Source organism: Blastococcus sp. SYSU DS0619 (genome assembly GCF_054051035.1).
Genome location: NZ_JBJHAM010000009.1, coordinates 1 through 23,652 on the forward strand (window position 1 = coordinate 1; position 23,652 = coordinate 23,652).

The following is a 23,652-nucleotide window of genomic DNA, read 5'->3' on the forward strand; positions in this document are numbered from 1 at the left end:
TCTCTCACCGGGTTAACCGGGTAAGGCCCCCGCCCAGACCAGCGGGTTGATAGGCCGGAAGTGGAAGCACCGCAAGGTGTGGAGCTGACCGGTACTAACAGGCCGAGGGCTTGACCACACACACCTATCTACTCAGGTTTGTGAAAACGAGTCAGCTAATAGATGTCACGCGTCCACTGTGCGGTTCTGAACGCACGAACCAGTCTGGTTCGACATGTTCACAGAGTTACGGCGGCCATGGCGAGAGGGAAACGCCCGGTCACATTCCGAACCCGGAAGCTAAGCCTTTCAGCGCCGATGGTACTGCCCTGGAGACGGGGTGGGAGAGTAGGACGCCGCCGGACAACCATTACCGAACGGGGGTCAGAGCTAGCGCTCTGACCCCCGTTCGCTTTTTCCATTCCGCCGCCGGCCGTCTCGGCCGTGTGCGGCGTCGAGCGAAGAGGTACCAACAACTCATGACTGCTCCGCGACGCGGTTCCGGCGGCGCCGGATCCGGCGACGGACGACCGGCATCCCGCGGCTCGCGCCCGCAAGGCAACCGCGGATCCGGGGGCAACGCCGGCAACCGCGGTGGTTCGGGGAGCGACCGACCGCGTGGTGACTGGCAGGACCGGCGTCCGCAGGGCGACCGTCCCCAGCGCCCGCAGGGTGACCGGCCACAGCGCTCGGATCGTCCGCAGGGCAGCTGGCAGGACCGTCGCCCGCAGGGCGACCGTCCCCAGCGTGCGCAGGGTGACCGTCCCCGGGGTGACTGGCAGGACCGCCGTCCGCAGGGCGACCGTCCCCAGCGTGCGCAGGGTGACCGGCCGCAGCGCTCGGATCGTCCGCAGGGCAGCTGGCAGGACCGTCGTCCGCAGGGTGACCGCCCGCAGGGCGCCTGGCAGGACCGCCGTCCGCAGGGCGACCGGCCGCAGCGATCCGATCGTCCGCAGGGCGCTTGGCAGGACCGTCGTCCGCAGGGTGACCGCCCGCAGGGCGCCTGGCAGGACCGCCGTCCGCAGGGCGACCGGCCGCAGCGCTCGGATCGTCCGCAGGGCGCCTGGCAGGACCGCCGTCCGCAGGGCGACCGGCCGCAGCGCTCGGATCGTCCGCAGGGCGCCTGGCAGGACCGCCGTCCGCAGGGCGACCGGCCGCAGCGCCCGCAGGGCGATCGTCCCCAGCGCCCGCCGGGTGACCGTCCGCGCGGTGACTGGCAGGACCGCCGTCCGCAGGGCGACCGGCCGCAGCGCTCGGATCGTCCGCAGGGCGCCTGGCAGGACCGCCGTCCGCAGGGCGACCGGCCGCAGCGCTCGGATCGTCCGCACGGCGCCTGGCAGGACCGCCGTCCGCAGGGCGACCGGCCGCAGCGCCCGCAGGGTGACCGCCCGCGCGGTGATTGGCAGGACCGGCGTCCGCAGGGTGACCGGTCGCAGCGCTCGGATCGTCCGCAGGGCGCTTGGCAGGACCGTCGTCCGCAGGGTGACCGGCCGCAGCGTCCGCAGGGTGACCGTTCCCGGGGTGACTGGCAGGACCGGCGTCCGGCGAGAGACGTCGCGGACCGGCGCCCACCCGTCCCGGCCGGCCCGGAGATCCCTGAGTGGGCCGACCCGCGGCAGCTGGACCAAGCGACCCGATCTGCGCTGCGCGGACTGGACCCTCGCAACTCCACCACGGTCGCGGGGCACCTCGTGGTCGCCGGGACGCTCCTCGACGAGGACCCGGAGACCGCGCTCGCGCACGCTCGGGCCGCACGTGACCGGGCGTCACGTCTCGCCGTCGTCCGCGAGGCGGTCGGCGTGGCGGCCTACCACGCCGGCGACTTCGCCGAGGCGGCCCGGGAGATCCGCGCCTACCGCCGCATGAGCGGGGACCAGGGCTACCGCGCCGTGCTCGCCGACTGCGAGCGCGCGCTCGGCCGGCCCGAGGTCGCCATCCGTCTCGTGAACGAAGCGCTCACCGAAGGTGTGGACGCGGAGGAGGAGGTCGAACTCCGCCTGGTCGAAGCCGGAGCCCGCCAGGACCTGGGCGAGGATGCGGCAGCTCGACTGGTGCTGGAGGCGGCCCTGGGTGGCCGTCCCGAGCCCGCAGACCTCCGCGCGGGGGACGAGGGCCGGCTCCGGCTCGCGGCTGCGTACGCCGAGCTCCTCGAGTCCCAGGGTGAGACGGCCCGGGCAGCGGAGTGGCTCGGCGCCGTCGCCGAGATCGATCCCGAGCTCGCCGGCGAGGACCTCGGCGTCGAGTTCACGGAGGCGGAGGACGACGAGGATCTGGACGCCGGGGCGCCGGCCGAGGACGTCGACCTCGAGCTCGACGTCGACGATCTGGGCCTCGGGGACGGCGAGGCCGCCGAGCTAGACGGTGTCGCGGACGACGCTTCGGATGAGGACGCGGCCGGGTCGGCCGAGCCCAGGCTGAGCTTCGCCGAGGAGGTCGAGGCGGAGGTCGCCGAACTGCTGGGCGAGACCGACGACGGGGACGCGGACGCGGCCGACAGCTCCGGGCCCGCGGAGAGCGCCCCGGAGCACTGACGTCCGACAGGACGCCGGAGTCCGTCCACACGCGGGCATGGCGTCCACAGATCGCTGCGTGGCACTCCCGATAGCGCGCAGAGCGGACAGGCTTCGGTCATGACCGTGGCTGTGATCGATCGCAACGACGTGGTTCTGCGGGGGCGGGTGTCCGCCCCCGCAGAACTGCGGACCCTGCCCAGCGGTGACACGCTGCTGACCTTCCGTCTGGTGGTCCGGCGGCCGGCGCCGCGGGTGCGGGGGCAGTCGGTGGACGTGCTCACCTGCATCACCTACGACCGCGCACTGCAACGGCGCATGGCCGTATGGCAGCCCGGTGACGTGGTGGAGGTCGAGGGCGCCCTGCAGCGGCGCTTCTGGCGCACCGGATCAGGCACGGCGTCGGTGTGCGAGGTGAACTGCCGGCGCGGACGCAAGGTCCCGCGGTCGGCCGCGCGAACGGCCGAGGAGACCGCATGAAGCGGCTCGGCGGCCCGCTCAGTCGGGCAGCGGGCGCATCACCAGGCCGGTTCTGGGCTTCGGCACGAACAGCGTCGACTTCCTCGGCATCCGCGCCCCGGCGCGTGCGACGGCGGCGACGTCCGTGGGAGAGGGCGCCCGCAGCAGCACCGCCACGCCGGCCCGGTCCTCGGCTGTCCGCACGGCTTCGTCGAGGCTGTGGGCGATGAGCACGGAGTCCACAGTGTCGGGGCGGCCCCACAGGTGGTGCACGAGCCCGTGGTGAGCCAGCACCACGTCCAGATCCCGCCAGGCCGGCGGGGCCTCCGCCGGGACCGCGGCGCGGACGTCCGGCGTGGCGGCGCTCAACCGCACCAGGCGAACGCCGTCGGTGAGCAGCAGCCCTCGCTCGGCGGGGTCGCCGAGCCACGCGCGCGCCGCTGCGACGACGCCGTCCCGGCCCGCCCCCTCGACCGCCACCTCGGCTGTGACGAAACCGCGCCCGGCTGCGGTGACGGCGTCGCTCCAGGACAGTGCGGGGACCACGCGGTGGATCGGGTCCACCCGGAGACCGCCCGACCCCATGGGCGTGACGAGAGCCAGTACGGCATCGGTCCCCGACGCACACCGCTGGGCCCGGGCGTTGGCGCGTGCCGCAGCGAACCGGTGGTGACCATCGGCGATCACTGCCCGGGTGCGATTGAGCGCCGCGGACACGGCGTCCACCGTCGCGCCGTCGGTCACCCGCCAGAGCCGGTGCAGGACGCCGTCGGCGTCCCGCAGCTCCAAGGTGCGAGGCGTCCGGCGCACCGCCTCCGTCACCCGGGTCACCGCCGGCTCGGGATCGTGGGCGAGCACGATCGGCTCCAGGTCCGTCCGCGTGGCGGCCAGCAGGGCACGGCGGCCCTCGACGGCTGCCGGATAGGTGTCCTCGTGCGGGAGCACGGCCGTCGAATCCGCCGGTGGCAGCGTGACCGCCCCGAGCCAGCCCAGCGTGGCCGCCCCGCCATCGGCCGGCCGCAGCTCGTACAGCCACAGCGCCGGCGATTCGTCGCGAACCAGGACGCCGTCGGCCTCCCACGCCCGGAGAGTGGTGGCAGCCAGGTGGGCGGAGCCGCCGTCCTCCCCGCCGCCGGCGTCCGGCCTCGGCAGGATGAGGCGGACCACGTTGTGCGGGTCGGCCTCGGCCAGCCGATCCCGGCCGGAGGGCGTCACCAGGTCGTAGGCTGGCGAACTGACGCGGGCCAGGTACCCGGGATCGCGTTCTCCGTACGTCAGGGCCCGGAACGGCCGGACGTCGAGCCCGGAGGCCGGTCGGGGAGTCCGGGGATCTGCCGACGACGAGAGCACGACCAGAATCGTAGGAGTGGCACGGCCGGACGGGGTCGGCCGCTCCGGACCGGGCCCGGTGACGAGGCGCGGCAGACCGGCGCGGAGCCGTCCAGGAGGGGGAGCAGCGGTGCCCGAGGGCGGTTCGGCGGAGGAGCGTGCCGGGGCCGGCGACGCCCCGAGCGGCGGTGTCTACGAGTGGTACCGCCGAGGCCTGGACCTGCTCGCGGATCGCCATCCGGATGCTGCGGCCACCCTGCTGGCCCGTGCCGCCGAAGCCGAGCCGGCGTCGCGCAGCATCCGCGAGGCGCTGGCACGCGCCCAGTACGACGCCCACCGCTATCGCGAGGCGATGACCAGCTTCGCGAGCCTGATCGCGGCCAACCCCACCGACGACTACGCCCAGTTCGGTCTCGGCCTGGCCGCCAGCCGGGCCGGTGCCCTCCCACTCGCCGTCGAGCACCTGGCGCTCGCAGTGGCCATGCGGCCGGACTCGGCCCACTACGCGCGGGCGCTGCGCGAGGTCCGCGCCCGCCGGACCCGGGAGTCAGCGTGATCGAGCAGCCCCTCTCGTCCTCCGCGACCGCGCTGGCTGCCGGGTGCCCCGAGCCGCCCGTCCGGCGCTACGACGTGGCCCTGCTGGACCTCGACGGCGTGGTCTACGTCGGCCCGGACGCCGTTCCCGGCGTGCCGGCGGCCCTGGCGGAGGCCCGCTCCGCCGGCATGCGCCTCGGGTTCGTCACGAACAACGCCGCCCGCACGCCCGAGCAGGTCGCCGAGCACCTGACCGAGCTGCAGGTCCCGGCCGAGCCGGCGGACGTCATCACCAGCTCCCAGGCCGCGGCGACCGTCGTCGCCGAACTCCTCGGCGACGGGGCGCGGGTGCTCCCGGTCGGCGGGCCGGGGGTCGCGGCCGCCCTCATGGCCGCCGGCCTGACCGTCGTCGACAGCGCCGACGACCGACCGGACGCGGTGGTCCAGGGATACGGCCGGGAGGTCGGCTGGGCGCAGCTGGCCGAGGCCGTGGTCGCCGTCCGCAACGGCGCCCGGCACGTGGCCACGAACGCCGACGCCAGCATCCCGTCGCCTCGTGGCCCGCTACCCGGGAACGGCGCGATGGTGGCGGTCGTCCGCGGTGTGACCGGGCGGGAGCCGCTGGTCACCGGCAAGCCGGACCCCGCGATGCACGCCGAGTGCGTCCGGCGCACGGGCGCCCGCCGCCCGCTCGTGGTGGGGGACCGGTTGGACACCGACATCGAGGGAGCCCGCCGTGCCGGCGCGGCGAGCCTGCTGGTGTTCTCCGGCGTCACCGACCCGGCGCTCCTGCTCGCGGCGGGACCGTCCCACCGGCCGGACCTGCTCGCGGCCGACGCCTCGGGGCTGCTGCACGCCCACCCCGAGGTGACGTCCGACGGCTCGTCCTGGCGGTGCGGCGGCTGGACGGTCCGGGCCGTCGAGGGCGGCTCCGGACTGGAGCTGGCCGGTTCCGACGGCGACGCCGGGACGACCGGTGCGGTGCCCGACGGGCTGGACGGTCTCCGGGCGCTCTGCGTCGCCCACTGGGCGGCGCACCCCGATGACGGAGCGCCGGTGCACGTGGTGGCCACCGGACGACCGGCGACCGACGCCGTGGCGACCTGGGGCCTCGCGCCGCCGGAGGGAACCTGACCTGCCGCCGTCAGAGCAGCTTGCGCAGCCGCAGCAGGTCCCGCACGCCCGCCTCCAGCTTCACCCGGCCGCTGGCCCACGCCGACCCGAAGGACAGTCGGCCGTCGGTGAGCGCCACCAGGTCGTCACTGGTCATGGTCAGCCGGATGTCGGCCTTCGGGACGGCCGGACCATCGGGGACCGCGTGCAGCTGCTTGACCGCGCCGGAGCTCAGCCGGCCGAGCACCACCTGGTCCAGATCGGTGAGCCGGCAGGAGAGGCTGCGGTCCAGCCCCGCGGCCGCCGGGTTGGCGGCGAGGTCACCGAGGATCCCGTTCAGGGCGGTCATGCACTGGTCCATCGTGGCCACGCGGGCAGGTCTCCCCAGGAGTCGGCGGTCGGTGCGGTCGCCCCGACGCTATCGCGCTGCTCCGTCCGGCCCGTCGGTGTCGCCGCAGGCCGGTAACCTCCGCAGGAGGCGCCGGCACCGGCCGCAGCCGCCCGCGACCCTCGTCCGTTCCCCGATCCCGCACCCGAGAGGCGCACCATGACCGAGCCGACCGTGCCGCGACCGGTACCCGGGCCGTACCGGCCCGTGCCCGGGCCTGCGCCGGTCGCCGCGCCAGATACCGGCTCCGGCCCGGACGGCGCACCGGCGGAGAGCTCGGACGCCCCGCGCGGGCTGGCCGGCCTCGAGGAGCTGCCCGTGGCCGAGCACGTCGCCGTCTTCGAGGCCGAGCACGCGCGCCTGCAGCGCGAGCTCGGCACGATCGACCCCCGCTGATGGCCCGTCGCGCCCGGCTCGACGCCGAGCTGGTCCGTCGCGGGCTGGCGAGGTCGCGCGAGCACGCCGTCGCCCTGATCGCGGAGGGGCGGGTCGCGGTCGGCGGCCAGGCCGCCACCAAGCCGGCCACCGGCGTGGAGGCGGGGACCCCCGTCGTCGTCCGGACCGACCCGGACCAGCCGTCGTGGGTCTCCCGCGGCGCGCACAAGCTGCTGGGTGCGCTCGAGGCGTTCCCCGTCGCGGTCGGGGGGCGCCGCGCACTGGACGCCGGCGCCTCCACGGGCGGGTTCACCGAGGTGCTGCTGCGTGGCGGCGCCGCCGAGGTGGTCGCCGTCGACGTCGGGTACGGGGAGCTGGCGTGGTCGCTCCGCACCGACGACCGGGTGCGGGTGCACGAGCGCACGAACGTCCGCACGCTGACGCCGGAGGCGATCGGCGGGCAGGTGGACCTGGTGGTCGCCGATCTGTCCTTCATCTCGCTGCGCCTGGTGCTGCCCGCGCTCGCCGCGTGCGCCGGCCCCGGCGCCGACCTGCTGCCCATGGTCAAGCCGCAGTTCGAGGTGGGGCGGGAGCGGCTGGGCGCCGGCGGCGTGGTCCGGGATCCCGAGCACCGCGTGCAGGCGGTGCTCGAGGTGGGCAGAGCAGCAGCAGCGCTCGGCTGGGGAACAGCCGGTGTGGTGGCCAGCCCCCTGCCGGGCCCCGCCGGCAACGTGGAGTTCTTCCTCTGGCTGCGGTCCGACGCCGGGCCGGTCGAGGAGGACGCCGTCCGACGAGCAGTCCAGGAGGGACCCCAGTGAGCGAGCCGAGCACGGCAACACCCGACGGGCAGGAGGCCCGGCGGGTCCTGCTGACGGTGCACACCGGGCGGCAGGACATCGTCGAGCTGGCCCAGACGTCCGCGGCGCGGCTGATGCGGGGTGGCATCGGGGTCAAGGTGCTCGAGGACGAGGCGCCCGACCTCGACATCCCCGGCGCCGAGGTCGTGCCCTGCGACGAGAACGCCGCCAAGGACGCCGAGATCGTGATGGTCTTCGGTGGCGACGGCACCTTCCTGCGCGCCGCCGAGCTCGCCCGGTACACCGACGCCGCGCTGATGGGGGTGAACCTCGGCCGGGTCGGGTTCCTCGCCGAGACCGAGCCCGAGGCGGTCGAGGAGACCCTGACCGCCATCGAGAACTGCGAGTACTCGGTGGAGGAGCGCCTGGCGATCCGCGTCGACGTCCGCGACGGCGACGGCACCGTCGTCGGCGGCACGTGGGCGCTCAACGAGGTCTCGGTGGAGAAGGCCGAGCGGTCCCGCGTGCTCGACGTCGTCATCGCGATCGACGGCCGGCCCCTGACCAGCTTCGGCTGCGACGGCGTGCTGTGCGCGACCCCGACGGGGTCCACCGCCTACGCCTTCTCCGCCGGCGGCCCGGTGGTGTGGCCCGACGTCGAGGCGCTGCTGCTGGTGCCCACCAACGCGCACGCCCTCTTCGCCCGGCCCCTGGTCACCTCGCCGAACTCGGTGCTCACCGTCGCGATCCCGGCGGACGGCAACCGGGCCCGGGTGTCGGCCGACGGGCGGCGCACCCTCGAGGTGCCCGACGGCGGCCGGGTCGACGTGCGCCGGGCCAACCGTCCGGTGCGCATCGCCCGCGTGCACGCCGCGACGTTCGGCGACCGGCTCGTCGCGAAGTTCGGGCTGCCGGTGCACGGCTTCCGCGACGCCCGCCACGCCGGGCCGGGGCACGAGCTGTTCACCAGCCGCAACGTCCTGGCCCGGGACGTCGTCACCGCCGACGGCACGGACCTCCCGGCCCCGGCGCGGGAGGTGAGCGGTGGCGGCACGCACGACGACGTCTGACCGGCCCACGAGGACGTCTGACCGGCCCACGCCGGCGGCGACGGCGGCGACCGCAGCCGCGGCCGCGGCCGGCCGGCTCACCGAGCTGCGCATCCGCGGCCTCGGCGCGATCGACGACGTCACGCTCGAGCTCGGCCGCGGTCTGACGGTCGTCACCGGGGAGACCGGGGCCGGCAAGACCATGGTGGTGACCGGCCTCACCCTGCTGTTCGGCGGGCGGGCCGACCCCGGACGCGTCCGCGCGAACGGCCGCGCCGGGGTGGAGGGGCGGCTGGAGCTCCCACCGGAGTCGCCGGCCTGGGCGCGCGCGACCGACGCCGGTGCCGATCCGGACGACGACGGCAGCCTCATCCTGGCCCGCACGGTCAGCGCCGAGGGCCGGTCCCGCGCCTACCTCGGCGGGCGCAGCGTGCCGGTCGGGGTGGTCGCCGAGCTGGCCGAGCACCTGCTGGCGGTGCACGGGCAGACCGACCAGCTGCGGCTCTCGCGGCCGGCCGAGCAGCGCCGGGCGCTGGACCGCTACGCCGGCGCCGACCACCTGGCCCTGCTGGAGCGGTACCGGGAGGCGCACCAGCGCTGGCGCGCCCTCGCGGCGGACCTGGAGCGCCGGCACGGCCAGGCCCGCGAGCTCGCGCAGGCCGCCGACGTGCTGCGGCACGGCCTGGAGGAGATCGAGGCGGTGGCGCCCGAGCCGGGCGAGGACGAGGCGCTCGACACCCAGGCCAAGCGGCTCAGCGACGCCGACGCGCTGCGCGCCGCCGCCGACGAGGCGCGCGCGGCGCTCATCGGTGACGTGACCGGCGACCTGGGCGGGGGTGAGCTGCCCCAGGACGCGTCCGCCGCGCTGGCCATCGCCGAGCGGGCGCTGGCCGCCTCCGACGACCCCACCCTCGTGCTGCTGGCCCAGGACCTCGCCGACGCGGTGGCCGTGGTGTCCGACGTCGCCGGCCAGCTGGCAGGGTACGTCGCCGACCTGGACGCCGACCCCGGCCGCCTGGCCGAGGTGCTCGACCGGCGGGCGGTCATCACCGCGCTCGTCCGCAAGTACGCCGACGCCGGTGCGGGCGTGGCCGGCGTGCTCTCCTGGGCGGAGGACGCGCAGCGCCGGCTCGCCGAGCTGGACGTCTCCGACGAGGCGCTGGAGGCGCTGGCGGCCGAACGGGATGCGGCCCGCGCCGAGGTCGACCGGCTCGGCGCGGAGATCTCCGCCGCACGCCGGGCCGCGGCGGAGGGCTTCGCCGCGGAGGTCGGCGCCGAGCTGGCCGGGCTGGCGATGAAGAGCGCCCGGGTGTCCTTCAGCATCGACAGCCATCCCGACGACCCCGGTCCCGACGGCGTCGACGAGGTGGCGCTGCTGCTCGCCGCCCACCCTGGTGCCCCGCCGCGGCCGGTGCACAAGGGCGCATCCGGCGGTGAGCTCTCGCGCGTCATGCTGGCCATCGAGGTGGTGTTCGCCGGCGCCGACCCGGTACCCGTGATGGTCTTCGACGAGGTCGACGCGGGTGTGGGCGGTCAGGCCGCCGGGGAGATCGGGCGACGCCTCGCCCGGCTCGCCCGGGACCACCAGGTCGTCGTCGTCACCCACCTGGCACAGGTGGCGGCGTTCGCCGACACCCACCTCGTGGTGGACAAGTCACCGGACACCGGCGCGGGGGTCACCGCCACCGACATCCGCTCGGTCGACGGCGAGGACCGAGTGCGCGAGCTCGCCCGGATGCTGTCCGGCCTGGCCGACAGCGAGACGGGTCAGGCGCACGCCCGGGAGCTCGTCGCCGTCGCCGCCGCCGCCCGCTGACCGGCCGTCGCCGGGTCGGGTGACCGGGGAGTGCCGGGCAATGTGCCGGGGTAAGGAGCATCGGTGACCTGCTTCTCCTCCACCGATGAGTCCGCCCACTACGGCCTCTCGGTGTGCATGCTGCTGGCCCAGTACCGCGACCAGCTGCACTGGGCGGAGGAGGGCGTCGACGAGCTGGGCACCGGCGACGCCACCGCGATCGCCGACGTCGTGCAGGCGCTCCCGGGGCTGCGCGTGCACAGCTACGACATCAGCGCACCGTCGGTCGAGCAGGCGCGGGCCAACATCGCCGAACGCGGGCTGGCCGACCGGTACACCGTGGAGCTTGGCGACTTCTTCGACCAGGCCGACTCGGCCGGCGGGCAGCAGGCGTCCACGGTCATCTCGAACCCGCCCTACATCCCGGCCCCCGACCGGGAGATCCTGATGCCCGAGCTGTGGGGCGGTGTGCACGGCAACGACCTGGTGCTCCAGCTGCTCAAGGCGGGGTACACCAACGTCATCTCCGCCGTGGCCAGCTACTCCGACCCCGTGGCGACCGTGCGGACCGCGGAGGAGCTCGGCTACCGCGTCGTGAACTTCCTCGCCATGGGCCTGGACTTCGGGCCCTACAGCAACGAGCCGAAGGTGCGCGAGCACATCCGCCGGCTCTGCGCGGACGGCCACGGCTGGGCGGGGGAGGACGGCTACATGGTCGCCGTCGTCCTCTTCACCCGGGACCCCGACCTCCCCGGCGACCGAGCCGACCAGCTGGTGAAGTCACTGCAGCTCTGACGAGCGCCGTCCTGCCGAGCGGGAGCCCGAAGGGTTCCCCGAGGCAGGACGGGAAGCCGCGGCAGCAACCGGAGCAGGTCAAGACCCGCGGACGGGGACGTGAGCCGCCCCGCGAGGCGTTCCGACGAGCGGGGGCCCGGAGGGCTTCCCGAGGAAGCTCGGCGAACGGCTCAGCCCAGCTCGGGGACGGCACGTGGCCGCGGTGTGATCCGGAGGACCACAGATGTCACCGCGACTTGGCGTAGCCGGCCAGGCCGAACTGCAGGAGTGCGAGGCCGCGACGCCCCTGCCGGCGCAGCTCCGCCGCCAGCTCGGGCCCGCTGACCCCGTCGAGGACCCGGTCGCGCGCCAGCTCGAGCAGCGAGGCGTACAGGCCGAGGACGGCGTGGGCGGCCAGCCACGGCTCGATTTGGCCGGGCTTGGCGGCCGTCTCCTCGGCGATGAGGTCGGCCAGCGAGCCGGTGAGCTCGCCGAGGATCTCCCGCTCGCGGATCTGCAGGGTGCGGCTGCCGCGGATGACCTGCGCCATCTGCGCGACGCCGTCGGCGGCCTCCGGCGTGCCCAGCAGGCTGATCGCGGCGACGACGAAGCTCCCGGCGGCCGCGGACACCGACTCACCGGCGGGGCGCCGGCGCACGGCGTCGAGCAGCGCGGCCCGCATGGGCGGGTCGGCGTCGAAGACCAGGCCCTCCTTCACCGGGAAGTGGTTGAAGACGGTCTTCTCCACGACCCCGGCGCGCTGCGCGATCTCGACGACGCTGACCGCGTCGAAGCCGCGCTCGGCGAACAGCTCGGCGGCGGCGTCGACGATCCGGTTCCGGGTCTGCTGACGGCGGCGCTCGCGGATGCCGGACCCGCGCAGCGCCCGGCGGGCGCGGTGCGGGCCGCCGGAATCACGGTCGGTCACGCCGGCCGGGGGAGCGGCCTCCGCCGCGCCCGGGCTGCCGGACGGGGGCGCCGGATCGTCCTCGACCGCCGGCGGGATCGGCGGGGGTGGCGGCGCCATGGCCGGTCCGGCGGGGGACTCCGCCGACGGGGACTGCGCCGGCGCGGCCCGGTCCGCCCCGGGCGCCGGTTCGGAACCGCCGAGGTCAGGCGTGGGGACAGCCCTGATCACCGCACCGCCGACGGGCGCCGGAGCGTCCTCGTCGGTCTGCGGAAGGGGCATTGCGGTGGTCAGGGCACCCGCCACTCCAGTCACAGCCGCAACGCTAGTCACAACTCGGTAACGGTCCCGCTCAGGCGACACGAGGAGCGCGACCGGCGTGTCGGCCGGACCCGGTGTCGTACACGCTGCGTGACCGGAACGTCGCCGAGGCGCGTCGGATGAACGGCCGGGTAACTCCGCGTGGCAGCATGCGGAGTCATGCGCATCGGCACCGTTCGCCGCGGCCGGGCACAGGAGACGGAGCCCGGCGTCACCGGCCCCGTCCGTCTGGACCGCCGCACCAAGAACCTGACGAAACGACTGCGCCCCGGCGACATCGCCGTCATCGACCACGTCGACATCGACCGGGTGAGCGCGGATGCGCTCGTCGGCTGCAAGGTGGCCGCGGTGGTCAACGCCGCGCCCAGCATCTCCGGCCGGTACCCCAACCTCGGGCCCGAGATCCTCATCAACGCCGGCATCCCGCTGCTCGACGACGTCGGCAAGGACGTCTTCGCCAAGCTCAAGGAAGGTGCGACCGTCCGCCTCGACGGGGACCGGCTCCTCATCGAGGACGGCACCGTCGTGGCCGAGGGCGCCGCGCACGACACCGAGACCGTGGCCGCCGCGATGGCCGAGGCGAAGGCCGGCCTGTCGGTGCAGCTGGAGGCGTTCGCCGCCAACACCATGGAGTACATGAAGCGCGAGCGCGCGCTGCTGCTCGACGGTGTCGGCGTCCCCGACGTCACCACGTCCATCGAGGGCCGGCACGTGCTCGTGGTCGTCCGCGGCTACGACTACAAGGAGGACCTGCACGCCCTCCGCTCCTACATCCGCGACTACCGCCCGGTCCTCATCGGCGTCGACGGCGGCGCGGACGCGCTGGTCGAGGCCGGCTACTCGCCCGACATGATCATCGGCGACATGGACTCCGTCAGCGACGACGTGCTGCGCTCCGGCGCGGAGGTGGTCGTGCACGCCTACGCCGACGGTCGCGCCCCGGGCCTGGCCCGTGTGCAGGACCTCGGGGTCGACGCCATCACCTTCCCGGCCGCCGCCACCAGCGAGGACATCGCGATGCTGCTGGCCGACGAGAAGGGCGCCACGCTCATCGTCGCCGTCGGCACCCACGCCACCCTGGTCGAGTTCCTGGACAAGGGCCGCGGGGGCATGGCCTCGACCTTCCTCACCCGCCTGCGGCTGGGCGGCAAGCTCGTCGACGCCAAGGGCGTCAGCCGGCTCTACCGCAGCCGCATCTCGACCACCGCGCTCGTGATCCTCGTGCTCGCCGCTCTGTTCGCGATCGGGTCGGCGCTGGCCCTCTCCGCGGCCGGCCGGGTCTACCTGGATCTGCTGCTCGACCAATGGAACAGCTTCATGTTCTGGCTGGAGAACCTCTTCTCGTGATCGACTTCCGTTACCACCTGGTCTCGCTGATCGCGGTCTTCCTGGCGGTCGCGCTGGGCATCGTCATCGGCACGACCGCGCTCAACGAGCCGATCCTGGCCGACATCGAGAACCAGGTCGCCGATCTCGAGCAGGACAAGCGGGCCCTCGAGGACCGCACCCAGGAGCTGCAGGCCCAGCTGGACACCTCCTCGGAGTTCGCGGACGCCGTGGCCGAGCCGCTCGTGCAGGGCAGCCTCACCGACCGCTCCGTGCTGCTCATCCCGACCAACGAGAGCGTCACCGCCGAGACGGTGGAGGCGGTCACCGCCCTGATCGGCCAGGCCGGCGGCTCGGTCAGCGGCGTGGTCCGGCTGGAGCCCGAGTACAGCGACCCGGCCACCGCGACGGCGCTGCAGAGCTACGTCACCGGATCGGGCCTGCCCGCGGGCATGCAGCTGCCCCCGGACGGTGACGCCGACGCCCTGGTGGCCTCCCTGCTGGCGCAGACCCTGATGGTCCCGCCGGGCGGGCCGGTGCCCGACACCACCGCGGTCTCCTCGGTCCTCGCCGGCCTCACCTCGCTGGGCGTGCTGAACCCCGAGGGGGCCTCCGTCGTCCCCGCCGACCATGCGGTGCTGCTCACCGGCAGCGGGTTCACCGGCGACGACGCCGAGCGCCGCAACGCCGCACTCACCGAGCTGGCGACCGCCCTGGACGCCCGCGGGCAGGGCGCCGTGGTGGCCGGCGACACGCCGTCGGCCCGCCCGAACGGGCTGATCGGCACGGTCCGCGCCGACCCGGCGCTCGCGGCCGCCGTCTCCACGGTCGACAACGTCGGCACCGTCGTCGGCCGGATCAGCACCGTCCTCGCCCTGGGCCAGGAGTCGCAGGGCACGTCGGGCAGGTACGGGACCGGCGAGGACACCCAGCCGGTGCCGCCGGTGCCCGCCGCCGCGCAGTGAGCGGCCGGCGCCCGGCACTGCTCGCGCTGACCGGGGCGGGGGCGGCGCGTGCCGCCCTCGCCGCAGCCGCCGCGCTGACGGCCCGCCCGGCCGGCGCGCCGTGGCGGCGCACCAACTTCGCCGGCCGGCCGGTGAGCCTGCTGGGCGGCCCGGCGCTGGCGCTGTCGGCCACGGCGGGCGCGGTGCTGGGTGCCCCGCCCGGCACCCGGGCGGCCGCCGCGGTCGTCGGCACCGTGTCCGGCCTGGTGGGCGGCTACGACGACCTCGCCGGGGCCCGGCCGGAGCAGGCCCGGGACAAGGGGCTGGCCGGACACCTGCGGGCGCTGCGGGAGGGCCGGGTCTCCGCCGGTGCGGTCAAGGTGGCCGGCATCGGTGCCGCCGCAGCCGTCGCGGCCCTCCTGACCCGCGGCTCCGGCCGCGGGACCGGTGCGCTGGTCGACGGCGTGCTCACCACCGGGCTGGTCGCCGGCACCGCCAACCTGCTCAACCTGCTGGACCTGCGACCCGGGCGCGCGGCCAAGGCCGGGGCGATCGCCGCGGCCGCCGGTCTGGGCGGGCCGGCCGGGAACCTGGTCGCCGGTCCGCTGGGGGCGACCCTCGCGGTGCTGCCCGCCGACCTCGGCGAGCAGGTCATGCTGGGCGACTGCGGCGCGAACGCACTGGGGGCCCTCCTCGGCCTGCGGCTGGCCGGGGCCTCCTCGCGCGGCGCCCGTGCCGGAGCTCTCGCCGCGATCACCGGGCTCACCCTGGCCAGCGAGCGGATCAGCTTCACCCGCGTCATCGAGGCCACCCCCGTGCTCCGCGAGCTGGACCGCCTCGGTCGCCTGGGCCCGTGAGCGCCCGGCAGGTCGCGCGCGGGGTGGCCGGGGCGGCTGCCCTGATCGCGGCGCTCACCGTCCTGGCGCGGCTGGCCGGCTTCGGCCGCACGCTGGTCTTCACCAACACCGTGGGGCCCGGCAGCACCGGTGACGCCTACCTGGCGGCCAACAACGTCCCCAACATCGTCTTCGAGGTCGTCGCCGGCGGTGCGCTGGCCAGTCTGGTCGTGCCGATGCTCGCCGGCGGCATCGCCGCCGGGGACCGCGAGCAGGTCCGGCGCACGGCGTCGGCGCTGCTCGGCTGGACGCTGCTGCTGCTGATCCCGATGGCGGTCGCGCTCGCGGTGCTCGCCGAGCCGATCGCCCGGCTGCTGCTCGGTGGTGGCGACGACGCCGAGGTGGAGCTGGCGAGCCGGTTCCTGCTGGTCTTCGCGCCGCAGGTGGTGCTCTACGGGATCGGCATCGTGCTCACCGGGGTGCTGCAGGCCCACCGGCGGTTCGCCGGTCCGGCGCTCGCACCGCTGCTGTCCAGCGTGGTGGTGGCGACCACGTACCTGGTCTTCGCCGCCATGGGTGGCGGCGGGGACGCCACCGGGCTGTCCACGCCGGCCGAGCTCGTGCTGGGCGTCGGGACGACCCTCGGCGTCGCCGCCCTGGCGCTGAGCCTGCTGGTCCCGCTGCGGGGTCTGCGGCTCGGCCTGCGGCCCGCCCTCCGGTTCCCGGTGGGCGCGGCGCCCCGAGTTCGCCGGCTGGCCGTCGCCGGCGTGCTGACCCTCGCCGGGCAGCAGCTGCTGGCCGCCGTCGCGATCCGGCTGGCCAACGAGGGCGCCCCCAACGGCACGCTCGTCGTGTACGCCGCCGGTCTCACGGTCTTCCTGCTGCCCTGGGCGGCCCTCGCCGTCCCCCTGGCGACGTCGGCCTACCCCGGGCTGGCCGAGCGCGCCGAGCGCGGCGACGAGGCCGCGTACCGCCGCGCGCTGGCCCCGGTCGCCGTGCTGACGGTCGCCGCCTCCGCCGCCGCCGCCGCGGTGCTGGTCGCGACCGCCGGCCCGGTGGCGCGGGTCTTCCTCGCCGCCCAGGGCGACCGCGACGTCGCCGCGCTGCGGGACACCGTCATGGCGTTCGCCCCGGGGCTGCTCGGCTACGGGCTCGTGGCGCTCCTGACCCGTGCCCTCTACGCCCGTGGGCTGTGGAAGGCCCCGACCGCGTGCGTGCTGGGGGGGTGGCTGCTCGCCGTCGCCGCCGACGTCGTCCTCGCCCGGGCGCTGCCCGCCGAGGACCGGGCGCTGGCCCTGGGCCTGGGGCACACGCTGGGCGTCACCGTCGCCGGCGCCGGACTGCTGCTGGTGGTCGCCCGGGTGGCGGGCCCGCCGGCGCTGGACGGCCTGGCGCGCACCGGCCCGGTGGCGCTGCTGGCCGGCACGCTGGGCGGTGCGGCCGGGCTGTGGGTCGCCCGCACGCTCGGCGCGGACCCGGTGCCCGACGGAGGGCTGCTCGCCACGCTCGGGGCCGGGATGCTGGCCGGGGGCACCGTGCTCGTCGTGGCGCTGGCCGTCATGATGGGGACGGCCCGCGCGCAGCTGGTGGGGGCGTTCCGGGAGTTGCGGTCGACGGGCGAGCAGGAGGTACGCAGTGGCTGAGCCGGCCCTGCGGGACCGCCGGATCACCGAGGTGCTGGCCACCAGCACCGGCGGGGTCGGCACCCACGTGCGCTCGGTGCTGCCGACGCTGGTCGCCGCCGGCGCCACCGTCGAGGTCTGCGGGCCCGCGGCCACCGACGAGCTGTTCGGCTTCTCCGGGCGGGGCGCCGGCTTCATCCCCGTCGAGATCTCGGCCGGGCTCGCGCCCGCCGCCGACGCCCGGGCGGTGCAGGCGCTGCGGCGCGCGCTGGCCGGCCGCGACCTCGTGCACGCGCACGGGCTGCGGGCCGGTCTCGTGGCCGCGACCGCGCGCCGGCTGGGCGCTCCCTCGACCCGGCTCGTCCTCACCCTCCACAACGCCCTCCCGGACGGCGGCGGGCTGCGCCGGCGGGTGCTGGAGCAGGCGGAACGCGCCACCGTCCGCGCCGCCGACGTCGTGCTCGCCGCCTCGGCGGACCTGGCGGAGAACGCCCGCCGGCTGGGCGCGCGGGACGTGCGCCTGGCGCCGGTGTCCGCCCCGCCGCTGCCCCCGGCCACCCGCGTCGCCGGCGAGGTCCGCGCCGAGCTGGGGCTCGTCGACGACCGGGCACTCGTCGTGGCGATCGGCCGGCTGCACCCGCAGAAGGGCTACGACGTCCTCCTGGACGCGGTGGCCCGCTGGTCGACCGACCAGCGCCTGCGCCCGGCGCCGCTGGTGGTCGTCGCCGGGGACGGCCCGCTGCACGACGAGCTGGCCGGTCGCATCCGGACCGAGTCCCTGCCGGTGACCCTGCTGGGCCGGCGCGACGACGTCGCCGACCTGCTCGCCGCCGCCGACCTGTGCGTGCTGCCCTCGCGCTGGGAGGCCCGGTCGCTCACCGCCCAGGAGGCCCTCCGCGCCGGGGTGCCGTTGGTGGCCACCCGCACCGGCGGGCTGCCGGAGCTGCTCGGCGACGCCGCCGAGCTGGTCCCGGTCGGCGATGCCGCGGCGCTGGCCGAGGCGGTCGTGCGGGTGCTCGGCGACAGCGCGCACGCCGCCGAGCTCGGTGAGGCCGGGCTCCGGCAGGCGGCCGGCTGGCCCGACGAGGAGGGCACGGCCGCGCAGCTGGTCGGGATCTACCGCGAGCTGCTGGGGACGCCGGCCCGGCCCCGCGCATGAGCGGCCGGGCCGTGCGGACGGTGCGCCGGGCCGCCGCCCTCCTGACGCTGGTCGCGGTCCTCCTGGTGGGTCTGCCGGCCGGGGCGGGCGCGGTGGTGGAGGAGGAGCCCTACGCCGCCGACCGCGTGGTGGTGGTGGGCGTGCCCGGGCTCACCTGGGCCGACCTCGACCCGGGGACCACCCCGCGGCTGTGGGCCCTGGCCGATGAGTCGGCCATCGGGGCGACGTCCGTGCGTGCCGCCCGCTCGACCAGCTGCCTGCTCGACGGCTGGGCGACGCTCGGGGCCGGCAACCGGGCGCGGTTCCCGGGCACCGACGACGGCCTCCCGCCGGTACCGGTGCCCGCTCCCGGCGACACCGGGGAGACCGGCGGCGACCCGGCGGCGGGGGAGGACCCGGGCGACGGCGCGGAGCCGGCTGCGGCCGAGGAGCCGCGGCTGGACACCTCGCTGACCCACTGCGGCCTGCAGGAGCGGGTGGCGGGGGTGGCCCTCGGCGATCCGCAGGCCACCGTCGCCCGGATCGCCGAGGACGAGGGCACCGTCCGCTTCGGCGCCGAGCCCGGCGCCCTGGGGGAGGCGGTCGGCTGCGCCGCGGTCGTCGGCCGGGCCCCCGCCCTGGCCGCCGCGGTGCCGGGGGTGCGGCTGAGCACCGCGCCCGCCCTGCCCGGGGAGCCGGGCGAGCTGGCCGAGCTGCTCGGGTCCTGCCCGCTGGGCCTGATCTCCCTGGACCAGCTGACCGACGCCGGTGTGCCGGGCGCCGAGCCCACGGACGACGGCACCCGGCCCGAGCCCCGGGCCGCCGCGTTGGGCCGCATCGACGAGGCGCTGGGGCGGGTACGGGCCGCGGTCGACGAGATGCCGGGGGACACCCTGCTGCTGCTCGCCGGCATCTCCGAGGTCAACGACGGCCGTCCCCAGCTGCACGTCGGGATCGCCACCGGTCCGGGGTTCGAGGCGGGCTGGCTGACGTCGGCGAGCACCGGGCGGGCGCCGTTCGTGCAGCTGATCGACGTGGCCCCGACCGCCCTGCGGGCCCTGGGCCTCCCGTCGCCGCCGTCGATGAACGGGCAGCCGTGGCGCAGCACGGGGGAGCGGCCGGCCCTCGCCGAGGCGGTCGACGAGCTGGAGCGGGTCAACACCGCGGCGATCACCCACCACCGCAACACCGGTGGGTTCTTCTGGACCTTCGTGCTGGTCGGCGCGGCCGTCGTCGGGCTGGGCATCCTCCTGGTCACCACCGGCCGGCGGCGCCGGCCGCCCGGCACCTGGCCCGGGGCCCGGCGGGCCCTGCGGCTGTTCTGCCTGGCGGCGGCCGCGCTGCCCGTGGCCACCTACCTGGCGGGGCTCGCGCCGTGGGAGCGCGCCGGCGCGCCGCTGGCCGCGCTCGTGGCCGCCGTCGTCGTCGCCGACCTGGTCGTGGCGGCCGTCGCGGCCCTGGGGCCCTGGCGGCGGCGCCCGCTGGGGCCGCCGCTGGTGGTCCTGGCCGTCACCCTCGCCACCCTGGTCGCCGACGTGCTCACCGGCTCCCCGCTCGAGCTCAACGGGCCACTGGGCTACGACGCGGTCGTCGCCGGGCGGTTCACCGGCTACGGCAACCTGACCTTCGGGCTGCTGTCGGTGAGCGCGCTGACGGTGACCGCGGCCCTCGCCACGGCGGTGGGCCGGCGGGCCGCCCCGGAGCGGCGCCGGACCCGCACCGCGGCGGTGGTCGTCGGCGCCGGGCTGCTCGCCGTCGTCCTGATCGGGGCACCACCGCTCGGCCGGGACTTCGGCGGGGTGCTGGCGGCCCTGCCCGGGTTCCTGCTGCTGGCGATGCTGCTGACCCGCGTGCGCGTGACGGTCGTCCGGCTGATCGCCATCCTCGCCGCCGCCGTCCTCGCCGTGGGGACGGTCGCGGTGCTGGACTGGCTGCGCCCGGCCGGCGAGCGCACCCACCTCGGCCGCTTCGTCGAGCAGGTGCTCAGCGGCGAGGCGTGGACGGTGGTGACCCGGAAGGCCGCGGCGAACATCGGCATCCTGCTCGGCAGCCCGCTGGCCTGGATGCTGCCGGTCGCCCTGGTCGCCGCGGTCTGGCTGCTGCGGCCCGGCGGCCCGCTGCGCAGCGCCGGCGGTACCGCGGTGGCCGGGCCGGGCGGTCTGACGCCGGCCGACACCGCCGTGCTGCGGGCCGCGCTGCTGGCCGTCGCCCTGAGCCTGACCATCGGTGCGGCGGTGAACGACTCCGGCGTGGCACTCCCGGCGACCGCCGCGGCGCTGCTGGTCCCGCTGCTCGTGTGGCTCGTGGTCGCCCCGGACGCCGGGCACCCCGCGAGGGGGGAGACGCCGGGTGGCGCGCCCCACTCCGGGCGGGCGGAGGATGCTGGTCGTGTTACGGTCGTCTCCCGTGGGTCGACCGTCTGGAACACGTGATCTCGGGCTTCTGCACAACACCCAGCCGACGAAGTTCGTCTTCGTCACCGGCGGTGTCGTGTCCTCTCTCGGCAAGGGGTTGACGGCCAGCTCGCTGGGCGCCCTCCTGGCCAGCCGTGGCCTCCGCGTCACGATGCAGAAGCTGGACCCCTACCTCAACGTGGACCCCGGGACGATGAACCCGTTCCAGCACGGCGAGGTGTTCGTCACCGAGGACGGCGCCGAGACCGACCTGGACATCGGCCACTACGAGCGGTTCCTCGACACCGACCTCAGCGGCAGCGCGAACGTCACCACCGGTCAGGTGTACTCCGACGTGATCGCCAAGGAGCGGCGCGGCGAGTACCTCGGCGACACCGTGCAGGTGATCCCGCACATCACCAACGAGATCAAGGCCCGGATCCTCGCCGGCGCCGACAGCGCCGAGCGCGTGGACGTGGTGATCACCGAGATCGGCGGCACGGTCGGCGACATCGAGTCGCTGCCCTTCCTCGAGGCCGCCCGCCAGGTCCGCCACGAGATCGGCCGGGACAACTGCTTCTTCCTGCACATCTCGCTGATCCCCTTCATCGCCCCGTCCGGTGAGCTGAAGACCAAGCCGACGCAGCACTCCGTCGCCGCGCTGCGCAGCATCGGCATCCAGCCCGACGCCCTGGTCTGCCGGTCGGACCGGGAGATCAACGAGGGGCTCAAGCGCAAGATCAGCCTGATGTGCGACACCGACGCCGAAGGGGTCATCTCCTGCCCCGACGCGCCGTCGATCTACGACATCCCGAAGGTGCTGCACCGCGAGGGGCTCGACGCCTACGTCGTCCGCCGGCTCGGCCTGCCGTTCCGGGACGTCGACTGGACGGTGTGGGGCGACCTGCTGGACCGGGTGCACGCGCCGAAGCGGACCGTCACGATCGCGCTGGTCGGCAAGTACATCGACCTGCCCGACGCCTACCTCTCGGTCACCGAGGCGCTGCGGGCGGGCGGCTTCGCCCACCGCAGCCGGGTGCAGATCCGCTGGGTGCCGTCGGACGACTGCGAGACCCCGGAGGGCGCGGAGAAGGCGCTGGCCGGCGTCGACGGCGTCTGCATCCCCGGCGGCTTCGGCGTCCGCGGCATCGAGGGCAAGCTGGGCGCCATCCGGCACGCGCGGGTCAACGGCGTGCCCACCCTGGGCCTGTGCCTGGGGCTGCAGTGCATGGTCATCGAGACCGCGCGCAACCTGGCCGGGATCGAGGGCGCGAACTCCACCGAGTTCGACCCGGAGACCCCCGACGCGGTCATCTCCACGATGGCGACCCAGCTCGACGTGGTCGCCGGCCGCGGTGACATGGGTGGCACCATGCGGCTGGGCAGCTACCCGGCCCACCTGCAGAAGGGCTCGGTGGTCGCCGCCGCGTACGGCGCCACCGAGATCACCGAGCGGCACCGGCACCGCTACGAGGTCGCCAACGCCTACCGGGACCGGCTCGGCGAGGCCGGGCTGGTCTTCTCCGGCACCTCGCCCGACGGCCTGCTGGTCGAGTTCGCCGAGCTGCCGCGCGAGGTGCACCCGTTCTTCGTCGGCACCCAGGCACACCCCGAGCTGAAGAGCCGGCCGACCCGCCCGCACCCGCTGTTCGCGGCGTTCGTGCAGGCGGCGGTGGACTTCCAGGAGGCCGCCCGCCTGCCGGTGCCGGCCGACGAGGCAGAGAAGGTCGGCATCTGATGGGCCAGGAGGAGCCCGACGCCCACGAGTACCGGGTCCTGGCCTCCGAGCCGGTGTACGAGGGCCGGGTCATCCAGCTGCGCAAGGACACCGTGGCCATGCCCGGCGGCGGGGACAGCGTCCGCGAGGTGGTCCACCACCCCGGGGCCGTCGCGGTCGTGGCCGTCGACGACGAGGGGCACGTGGTGCTGCTCCGCCAGTACCGGCACCCGGTCGGGGACTACCTGTGGGAGCTCCCCGCCGGCCTCCGGGACGCCGACGGCGAGCCGCCGCTGGAGACCGCCAAGCGGGAGCTGGCCGAGGAGGCCCGCCTCGCCGCCCAGCGGTGGTCGCTGCTGACGACGCACTACAGCAGCCCCGGGTTCTGCGACGAGATGGTGCTGATCTACCTGGCCGAGGGGCTCGGCGACGTCGACCGGCCCGAGGGGTTCACCGTCGAGCACGAGGAGCTGGACATGACCGTCGAGCGGGTGCCGCTCGCCGACGCCGTCCAGCGGGTGTTCGACGGCGGGATCCGGAACGCCGCCGCCGTCGTGGGGCTGCTCGCCGCTGCGCAGGCGCGGGTGGCGGCCCCACGACTCCGCGACGTCGACGCGACCTGAGCGGCCCGGCGCCACGTCGTCAGCGCGGGTCGGAGGTGCTGCCCGCCGCGGGGCGGAGTCCGAGGCGGTCCAGCTCCAGGCGCGCCAGCGCCCGCACCGCCGTGGGGTCGCCGGACCGCCACGCCGCGCCGGTCCCCGGGGGCAGCGCCGCCAGCTGCGCGAGCGGCGCGGTCGCGGCGGCCCGCAGCGCCAGCACGTCGAGGTCGGCGCCGGAGGTTCGCAGCCGGGCGGCGGCCCCCGCCTCCCGGGCGTACCGCAGCCGCCACGGCAGCCAGCGCAGCAGCAGCCAGCCGACCGGCAGCAGCACGAGCACGACGGCCAGGATCGCGCCCAGCGTGTCCACGGCGTCCTGAGCCGACTGCCCGGCCCCGCGCACGGACCCGCCGGCGTCGCCGAGCGCCGCGAACGGGGTGGCGAGCTCGTCCCCGACGACCGGCACGCCCCCGGCCGCGGAGGCGGCCGACGCCATGGATCCCGAGACCGACCGGCCGAGGCCCTCGACCGCGCGCCCGGGCTCGGCCAGCAGCAGGACCGCGCCGTGCGCGGCCCGTGCCACGAGCACCCACAGCACCGTCCACGCCAGGATGCCCAGGTCAGCGGCGAGCTGACGGGCCCGGAGGGCGGGGTGCTCGGCGTAGCAGCGCATGGACGGTCCTCCGGGAAGGGGTGGGCGGCCCCGTCATCGTGGGCCAGCGCCGCGTGCCCGGCAGCGCGACGGCCGCT

21 protein-coding genes and 2 rRNA genes are annotated in these 23,652 nt (G+C 75.9%); 19 read left to right on the forward strand and 4 right to left on the reverse strand.

The annotated features are described in order from the left end of the window. The 4 genes from ACI79T_RS12055 to ACI79T_RS12070 form a co-directional block, all read left to right on the forward strand. A 23S ribosomal RNA gene (locus ACI79T_RS12055) occupies nucleotides 1-118 on the forward strand; the annotation flags it as partial. A 109-nt stretch (nucleotides 119-227) separates the two neighbouring features. Next, nucleotides 228-344: ribosomal RNA gene (rrf, locus tag ACI79T_RS12060) — 5S ribosomal RNA — on the forward strand. Nucleotides 345-1,670: 1,326 nt separating this feature from the next. Then, entirely contained in the window at nucleotides 1,671-2,510 is an 840-nt protein-coding gene (locus tag ACI79T_RS12065) for a hypothetical protein (protein WP_456610303.1), read from the forward strand. A 99-nt stretch (nucleotides 2,511-2,609) separates the two neighbouring features. Further along, entirely contained in the window at nucleotides 2,610-2,969 is a 360-nt protein-coding gene (locus tag ACI79T_RS12070; RefSeq protein WP_456610304.1) for a single-stranded DNA-binding protein, read from the forward strand. An 18-nt stretch (nucleotides 2,970-2,987) separates the two neighbouring features. Here ACI79T_RS12070 and ACI79T_RS12075 read toward each other — a convergent pair whose 3' ends face one another. After that, the gene (locus ACI79T_RS12075) at nucleotides 2,988-4,298 is read right to left on the reverse strand and encodes a DUF1015 domain-containing protein (RefSeq protein ID WP_456610305.1); all 1,311 of its coding nucleotides are present in this window, start codon (nucleotides 4,296-4,298) and stop codon (nucleotides 2,988-2,990) included. 109 nt (nucleotides 4,299-4,407) lie between these two features. Here ACI79T_RS12075 and ACI79T_RS12080 point away from each other — a divergent pair, with 109 nt between their 5' ends. Both ACI79T_RS12080 and ACI79T_RS12085 read left to right on the forward strand, forming a co-directional pair. Then, on the forward strand, nucleotides 4,408-4,833 hold the full coding sequence (locus tag ACI79T_RS12080) for a tetratricopeptide repeat protein (protein WP_456610306.1): 426 nt from the start codon (nucleotides 4,408-4,410) through the stop codon (nucleotides 4,831-4,833). Further along, nucleotides 4,830-5,945, forward strand: a complete 1,116-nt coding sequence (locus ACI79T_RS12085) for an HAD-IIA family hydrolase (RefSeq protein ID WP_456610307.1) — start codon at nucleotides 4,830-4,832, stop codon at nucleotides 5,943-5,945. The genes ACI79T_RS12080 and ACI79T_RS12085 overlap by 4 nt, the downstream gene beginning before the upstream one ends. 10 nt (nucleotides 5,946-5,955) lie before the next feature. On the opposite strand, the gene ACI79T_RS12090 is transcribed toward ACI79T_RS12085, so the two are convergent. Then, on the reverse strand, nucleotides 5,956-6,273 hold the full coding sequence (locus ACI79T_RS12090; protein ID WP_456610308.1) for an alkyl sulfatase C-terminal domain-containing protein: 318 nt from the start codon (nucleotides 6,271-6,273) through the stop codon (nucleotides 5,956-5,958). A gap of 198 nt (nucleotides 6,274-6,471) precedes the next feature. On the opposite strand from ACI79T_RS12090, the gene ACI79T_RS12095 reads away from it, so the two are divergent. The 5 genes from ACI79T_RS12095 (at nucleotide 6,472) to ACI79T_RS12115 (ending at nucleotide 11,123) form a co-directional block, all read left to right on the forward strand. After that, entirely contained in the window at nucleotides 6,472-6,708 is a 237-nt protein-coding gene (locus tag ACI79T_RS12095) for a hypothetical protein (RefSeq protein WP_456610309.1), read from the forward strand. Continuing rightward, a complete protein-coding gene (locus tag ACI79T_RS12100; protein ID WP_456610310.1) occupies nucleotides 6,708-7,505 on the forward strand; it encodes a TlyA family RNA methyltransferase in 798 nt (265 codons plus the stop codon). The genes ACI79T_RS12095 and ACI79T_RS12100 overlap by 1 nt, the downstream gene beginning before the upstream one ends. Next, nucleotides 7,502-8,554, forward strand: a complete 1,053-nt coding sequence (locus ACI79T_RS12105; RefSeq protein WP_456610311.1) for an NAD kinase — start codon at nucleotides 7,502-7,504, stop codon at nucleotides 8,552-8,554. Before ACI79T_RS12100 ends, ACI79T_RS12105 begins: the two co-directional genes overlap by 4 nt. Then, nucleotides 8,529-10,349: a DNA repair protein RecN gene (recN, locus tag ACI79T_RS12110; protein WP_456610312.1), complete on the forward strand. Its 1,821-nt coding sequence runs from the start codon at nucleotides 8,529-8,531 to the stop codon at nucleotides 10,347-10,349. The genes ACI79T_RS12105 and recN overlap by 26 nt, the downstream gene beginning before the upstream one ends. 63 nt (nucleotides 10,350-10,412) lie before the next feature. Then, nucleotides 10,413-11,123, forward strand: coding sequence for a methylase (locus tag ACI79T_RS12115; protein ID WP_456610313.1), 711 nt, complete (start codon nucleotides 10,413-10,415; stop codon nucleotides 11,121-11,123). Between the two features lie 226 nt (nucleotides 11,124-11,349). Here ACI79T_RS12115 and ACI79T_RS12120 read toward each other — a convergent pair whose 3' ends face one another. Further along, nucleotides 11,350-12,129 carry a TetR/AcrR family transcriptional regulator gene (locus tag ACI79T_RS12120; protein ID WP_456610314.1) on the reverse strand — a complete coding sequence of 260 codons (780 nt, stop codon included), beginning with the start codon at nucleotides 12,127-12,129 and terminating at the stop codon, nucleotides 11,350-11,352. Between the two features lie 360 nt (nucleotides 12,130-12,489). Between ACI79T_RS12120 and steA the strand changes: the two genes are divergently transcribed. From steA to ACI79T_RS12160, 8 genes are read left to right on the forward strand one after another with little or no spacing between them, the layout of a single operon-like run. Next, entirely contained in the window at nucleotides 12,490-13,677 is a 1,188-nt protein-coding gene (gene steA / locus ACI79T_RS12125) for a putative cytokinetic ring protein SteA (RefSeq protein ID WP_456610315.1), read from the forward strand. Beyond that, nucleotides 13,674-14,621, forward strand: coding sequence for a copper transporter (locus tag ACI79T_RS12130; protein ID WP_456610316.1), 948 nt, complete (start codon nucleotides 13,674-13,676; stop codon nucleotides 14,619-14,621). Before steA ends, ACI79T_RS12130 begins: the two co-directional genes overlap by 4 nt. Then, nucleotides 14,618-15,457 (forward strand): hypothetical protein, encoded by an 840-nt coding sequence (locus ACI79T_RS12135; RefSeq protein ID WP_456610317.1) that lies wholly within the window; start codon nucleotides 14,618-14,620, stop codon nucleotides 15,455-15,457. The genes ACI79T_RS12130 and ACI79T_RS12135 overlap by 4 nt, the downstream gene beginning before the upstream one ends. Further along, nucleotides 15,454-17,079 (forward strand): murein biosynthesis integral membrane protein MurJ, encoded by a 1,626-nt coding sequence (gene murJ / locus ACI79T_RS12140; RefSeq protein ID WP_456610318.1) that lies wholly within the window; start codon nucleotides 15,454-15,456, stop codon nucleotides 17,077-17,079. The genes ACI79T_RS12135 and murJ overlap by 4 nt, the downstream gene beginning before the upstream one ends. Continuing rightward, nucleotides 17,072-18,217, forward strand: a complete 1,146-nt coding sequence (locus ACI79T_RS12145) for a glycosyltransferase family 4 protein (RefSeq protein ID WP_456610319.1) — start codon at nucleotides 17,072-17,074, stop codon at nucleotides 18,215-18,217. The genes murJ and ACI79T_RS12145 overlap by 8 nt, the downstream gene beginning before the upstream one ends. Beyond that, the gene (locus ACI79T_RS12150) at nucleotides 18,214-20,628 is read left to right on the forward strand and encodes a hypothetical protein (protein ID WP_456610320.1); all 2,415 of its coding nucleotides are present in this window, start codon (nucleotides 18,214-18,216) and stop codon (nucleotides 20,626-20,628) included. The genes ACI79T_RS12145 and ACI79T_RS12150 overlap by 4 nt, the downstream gene beginning before the upstream one ends. After that, the gene (locus tag ACI79T_RS12155; protein WP_456610321.1) at nucleotides 20,603-22,327 is read left to right on the forward strand and encodes a CTP synthase; all 1,725 of its coding nucleotides are present in this window, start codon (nucleotides 20,603-20,605) and stop codon (nucleotides 22,325-22,327) included. The genes ACI79T_RS12150 and ACI79T_RS12155 overlap by 26 nt, the downstream gene beginning before the upstream one ends. After that, complete coding sequence (locus ACI79T_RS12160) at nucleotides 22,327-22,929, forward strand: NUDIX domain-containing protein (protein WP_456610322.1); 603 nt, start codon at nucleotides 22,327-22,329, stop codon at nucleotides 22,927-22,929. Before ACI79T_RS12155 ends, ACI79T_RS12160 begins: the two co-directional genes overlap by 1 nt. A gap of 19 nt (nucleotides 22,930-22,948) precedes the next feature. On the opposite strand, the gene ACI79T_RS12165 is transcribed toward ACI79T_RS12160, so the two are convergent. Next, complete coding sequence (locus tag ACI79T_RS12165) at nucleotides 22,949-23,575, reverse strand: hypothetical protein (RefSeq protein WP_456610323.1); 627 nt, start codon at nucleotides 23,573-23,575, stop codon at nucleotides 22,949-22,951. Between the last annotated feature and the right edge of the window lie 77 nt (nucleotides 23,576-23,652).